This is a genomic window from Pseudomonas sp. N40(2020) (assembly GCF_014472415.1).
Taxonomy (GTDB): domain Bacteria; phylum Pseudomonadota; class Gammaproteobacteria; order Pseudomonadales; family Pseudomonadaceae; genus Aquipseudomonas.
Genome location: NZ_JACSZV010000080.1, coordinates 1 through 5,037 on the forward strand (window position 1 = coordinate 1; position 5,037 = coordinate 5,037).

At 59.6% G+C, this 5,037-nt stretch carries 3 protein-coding genes and 1 tRNA gene; 1 reads left to right on the forward strand and 3 read right to left on the reverse strand.

The annotated features are described in order from the left end of the window. Positions 1-78 precede the first annotated feature (78 nt). From IAI51_RS27645 to gabD, 3 genes are all read right to left on the reverse strand, one after another. On the reverse strand, positions 79-1,290 hold the full coding sequence (locus IAI51_RS27645; protein ID WP_187681362.1) for a response regulator: 1,212 nt from the start codon (positions 1,288-1,290) through the stop codon (positions 79-81). A 139-nt stretch (positions 1,291-1,429) separates the two neighbouring features. Then, positions 1,430-2,707 carry a 4-aminobutyrate--2-oxoglutarate transaminase gene (gene gabT / locus IAI51_RS27650; RefSeq protein ID WP_007917687.1) on the reverse strand — a complete coding sequence of 426 codons (1,278 nt, stop codon included), beginning with the start codon at positions 2,705-2,707 and terminating at the stop codon, positions 1,430-1,432. A gap of 185 nt (positions 2,708-2,892) precedes the next feature. Beyond that, on the reverse strand, positions 2,893-4,335 hold the full coding sequence (gene gabD / locus IAI51_RS27655; RefSeq protein ID WP_093440380.1) for an NADP-dependent succinate-semialdehyde dehydrogenase: 1,443 nt from the start codon (positions 4,333-4,335) through the stop codon (positions 2,893-2,895). Between the two features lie 444 nt (positions 4,336-4,779). Here gabD and IAI51_RS27660 point away from each other — a divergent pair. Then, positions 4,780-4,856: transfer RNA gene (locus IAI51_RS27660), tRNA-Arg, on the forward strand. The last annotated feature ends 181 nt before the right edge of the window (positions 4,857-5,037 follow it).

Consider the following 5,037-nt stretch of genomic DNA (forward strand, 5'->3'; position numbering starts at 1 on the left):
GATCTTGCTTCTAAAAAACAGGATCAAAAGATCGCAGCGTGCCGCAGCTCCTACAGGATTGGAGTTTGTCGAGGCACGTTACTTACGCATCCGCATCAACTCCGGCAACCCGATCTTCAGCAGCCGTGCCGTGCGACTCTTCGCCAGCTCCTCAATGCCCTCATGCTCGGTCAGACGAGCCATTTGCGCCGCCATGTTCATCACCAGCGCCTCACGGGAATACACTCCGCCACCGAGCTGGTAGACCGAGGCAATCAACTCGCGCAGCTCCAGCGGCAGCCGCCAGCGAGTGCGTAGCGCCGAACCGTAAGCCGCGCCGAATTCGGCTAACGCGTCGCCGACTTCCTCCCACTCATCCAACTCACCGCCCGCCTGCTTCCACTCCTGCAAACAGCGCAGCAGCGCGAGATCGCCCAAGCAATGCAGCATGCCTGCGCAATAGCAGCGCTCCTGATCCAGATCGAGCAGACGCGCCAAGGTGCGCGCGTACTCGGCGGTGTGCAGCGACAACCCCCAATAGCGCTCGGCGTAATCCGCCAGACACGGATCACTGAGCTTGGCGCTGCGCTTGAGCGCCAGACCGAGAATCAGATTCATGCTCTGCCCAGTGCCAAGCCGATGCAGCGCCTGCGCGAGCGTCTGCACCGCCGTGCCATGGTGTTGCGCGGCACTGTTGGCGGCGGCGATCAACACGGCGGTGATCTGCGGATCGGTTTTTATCTCATCTTCCAGCAGCTTCAGATCAAGGCCGTTGGGATTCAGGCTGCGTTTGACCGCCACCTGCACATCGGTCATCAATGGCGCGCCGTCAGCCAGCTCGCGGCGTCGCTCAAGGAACACCGACAAGGTCATGCCTGGCGCCAATGTCGGCACTTCACAGAACACCTCTTCACCGGCATTGAGCAGCAAACCCTGCAAACGCTCGGTCAGGCTCTCCATGTTCAACGGCTTGGCGAGGTAGGCGGTCGGCGCCAGCGGCAGGGCTTCGCGCACGCTGGCGCTATCGGTACGGCTGCTCATCAGAATGAACGGCAGCGGCGGATTGCGTTTGCGCTGACGCACGCTACGCAGCACGTTCAGCCCATCGGTGCCGGGCAGTTCCCAATCAACAATGGCCAGGTCATAGGGCACGTCACGCAGCATGTCCAAGGCCTGCTGGCCATCGGCACACAGATCCACTCGAGCGTCGCAACGCACGTTCAGCAACACTTGTTTGAGCAGGTCACGAGACCATGGGTCGGCCTCGGCAATCAGCACTCGGGGTACGGCGGGTAAAACAACGGCAGTCATGCGCGCTCTCCCTTGCAATGCCTGAACCTTAGCCAATGCTGGCGATTCGATACAGCACTAAACCAAGGATGTGTTTCAAGAGGCATAAAAAAACCCGCCGAAGCGGGTTTTTGTCTATCCGATCACACAGTGCCGGGCCTTACAGCTCCGAGAAGCACTCTTCGATGATCGCCAGACCTTTGTCCAGTTGCTCGTCCGGCGAGGTCAGCGGTACGAGTACGCGCAGAACGTTGCCGTAGGTGCCGCAGGACAGCAGGATTAGGCCCTTGTCACGAGCCTTGGCCACAACGGACGCCACAGCGGCAGCGTTCGGTTTGTGGCTGTCGCCGTTTTCGAACAGCTCGACGGCAATCATCGCGCCCAGGGCACGGACTTCGCCGATCACCGGGTACTTGGCCTGGATGGCTTTGAGGCCAGTGACCAGACGCTCGCCAACAGCCTTGCAGCGGTCCAGCAGTTGTTCTTCTTCGAACACTTCCATCACGGCCAGGGCCGCGGCGCAAGCGATCGGGCTACCGGCGTAGGTGCCGCCCAGGCCGCCTGGAGCGATGGCGTCCATGTACTCGGCCTTGCCGCATACACCGGCCAGCGGGAAGCCGCCAGCGATGGATTTGGCGAAAGTGGTCAGGTCGGCAGCAACGCCCATCTGTTCCATGGCGAAGAACGTACCGGTACGGCCAGCGCCGGTCTGTACTTCGTCAGCGATCAGCAGGATGCCGTGCTGGTCGCACAGTGCACGCAGACGCTTCATGAACTCCTTCGGCGCGACATAGAAACCACCTTCACCCTGTACAGGCTCGATGATGATCGCGGCGATGTCTTTCGGCTCGGCGTCGTTCTTGAAGATGCGTTCGATGGAAGCGATCGAATCGTCGATGCTCACGCCGTGCAGTTCGTTCGGGTACAGCGCGCGGAAGATGCCGCCTGGCATCAGGCCCATGCCGGCCGAGTAAGGCACGACTTTACCGGTCAGGCCCAGGGTCATCATGGTGCGACCGTGGTAAGCACCGGTGAACGCGATCACGCCGGCACGGCCAGTGGCGGCACGGGCGATTTTCACGGCGTTCTCTACCGCTTCGGAACCGGTGGTGACCAGCAGGGTTTTCTTGGCGAAATCACCTGGCACCTTGGCGTTGATTTTTTCGCACAGCTCAACGTAAGGCTCGTAAGCCAGCACCTGGAAGCAGGTGTGAGTCAGCTTGTTCAGCTGTTCGGTCACGGCGGCGATGATTTTCGGGTGTACGTGGCCGGTGTTCAGCACAGCGATACCGCCGGCGAAGTCGATGAATTCACGACCTTCAACGTCCGTTACGGTCGCGTTCTTCGCGGATTCGGCGAAGATCGGGTGAATCTGGCCAACACCACGGGGTACAGCAGCGGTACGGCGGGCCATCAGTTCAGCGTTAGTCTTGCTCATTACAGTCCTCATTCGCCGCTCATCGGGCGGCGTGGTTCAAGGATTAAGCGGGAGGAAGCGACGGTGGCAGCATGCGATGATCGACTGCCACGGCGTTCCCGGCCGCAGAGAAAATTCCGGTTTGAAACGACGCAAAGGGACAGCGCTCTCGTGCCCTTTGCGTTTGCAGCGATCCCTTTCTCGGCTTAGATGCCCAGGCAGAGGTATTTGATTTCCAGGTAATCTTCGATGCCGTACTTGGAGCCTTCACGGCCCAGGCCCGAAGCCTTGATGCCGCCGAATGGCGCGACTTCGTTGGAGATCAGACCGGTGTTGACGCCGACCATGCCGTATTCCAGGGCTTCGGCCACACGGAACACACGGCCCAGGTCACGAGCGTAGAAGTACGAGGCCAGACCGAACTCGGTGTCGTTGGACATCGCGATCACTTCGGCTTCGTCTTTGAAACGGAACAGCGGCGCCAGCGGGCCGAAAGTTTCTTCCTTGGCCACGGCTGCGTTTTTCGGCACGTTGGTCAGGATGGTCGGCTCGAAGAAGTTGCCTTCCATCGGCTTGCCACCGGCCAGTACGGTGGCGCCTTTGGCGACAGCGTCAGCGATGTGTTCTTGCACCTTGGCCACGGCTTTTTCGTCGATCAGCGGGCCAGTGGTGGTGCCGTCTTCCAGACCGTTGCCGATCTTCAGTTTGGCCACTGCCACTTTCAGCTTCTCGGCGAACGCATCGTAGACCGAATCCTGAATGTACAGACGGTTGGCGCAGACACAGGTCTGGCCGTTGTTGCGGTACTTGGAAATGATCGCGCCTTCGACGGCCTTATCCAGATCTGCGTCGTCGAACACGATGAACGGCGCGTTGCCGCCCAGTTCCAGCGAGACTTTCTTGATGTCCTTGGCGCATTCCGACATCAGTTGACGACCGATTTCGGTCGAACCGGTGAAGGACAGCTTGCGCACGATCGGGTTGCTGGTCAGCTCGCTGCCGATGTCGCCGGCGCTGCCGGAAACAACGCTGAACACGCCCGCAGGAATGCCGGCACGCTGGGCCAGTTCAGCCAACGCGAATGCGGAGAATGGAGTTTGCGAAGCAGGCTTGAGCACCATGGTGCAACCGGCAGCCAGCGCCGGGCCGGCCTTACGGGTGATCATCGCTGCCGGGAAGTTCCACGGGGTAATCGCCGCGGTCACGCCGATCGGTTGCTTGATCACGATCAGGCGCTTGTCCGGCTGGTGGCCCGGAATCACGTCACCGTAGATGCGCTTGGCTTCTTCGGCGAACCACTCGATGAACGAAGCGGCGTAAACGATTTCGCCCTTGGCTTCGGCCAGCGGCTTGCCCTGTTCGAGCGTCATCAGGCGAGCGAGGTCGTCCTGGTTCTCGATCATCAGTTCAAACCAGCGACGCAGCTTGCCGGCACGCTCTTTGGCGGTCAGTGCACGCCAGGCCGGCAGCGCTTTATCAGCGGCTTCGATGGCACGACGGGTTTCGGCAGCGCCCATCTTCGGCACGGTGCCGAGGATTTCGCCAGTGGCCGGGTTATTGACCTTGATCGTCTGACCGTTGTCCGCATCGACCCAAGCGCCATCAATGAAGGCTTGCTGGCGGAACAACAGGGTGTCTTTAAGCTGCATGTCGGCTTTCCTTAACAGCACCGCGGCCTGCGCGGAGCAAATTATGATTGTAGAAAGGCGCCTCGCAAGGCTGCCGTCAGGGAAATCAGTGACCGGGTGAGGCGCATAAGATAGTGCACGACTCGAAACACCTGCGCTTCAACACCCAATCAAAGAGCGTTTGAAATCTCAAACGGATCGTAGGAGCAAAGGGGTTAAAGGACAATAGGGCGTTCGAAAAAAAGAACAAAAACGGCGTGTTTGTGGAAATTTTCAGATCAACGAGCAAAAAGCTCCAGCCGCAGCAAAACCATAGATCAGCCCCGCGAAAGCGCCAAGCGAGGGTTTTGCAGGACGTTACCGCTTTATGGAATGCAGCGGATTTATCCCGACACGCGCACTGACAATACGCCCCAAAACCCAGCATGGACGCCCCGAGCCGACCTAGGTATGATGTCGCCCGCTGCACCAGTAGCTCAGCTGGATAGAGTACTGCCCTCCGAAGGCAGGGGTCGTGGGTTCGAATCCCGCCTGGTGCACCACGAATAGAAATGAAAAAGCCCCGGACTGTAATGGTCCGGGGCTTTTTTGTGGGCGCTGTCCCGTCCTGAATAAGGTTTACACCTTCTGACTTCTTTTCAGGAAGGTGAAATGGATACGGGTGCGAAACGCAGTCAGCGTGATTACACACTGGCTTTTAAATTATCGGTCGTCGACCAGGTC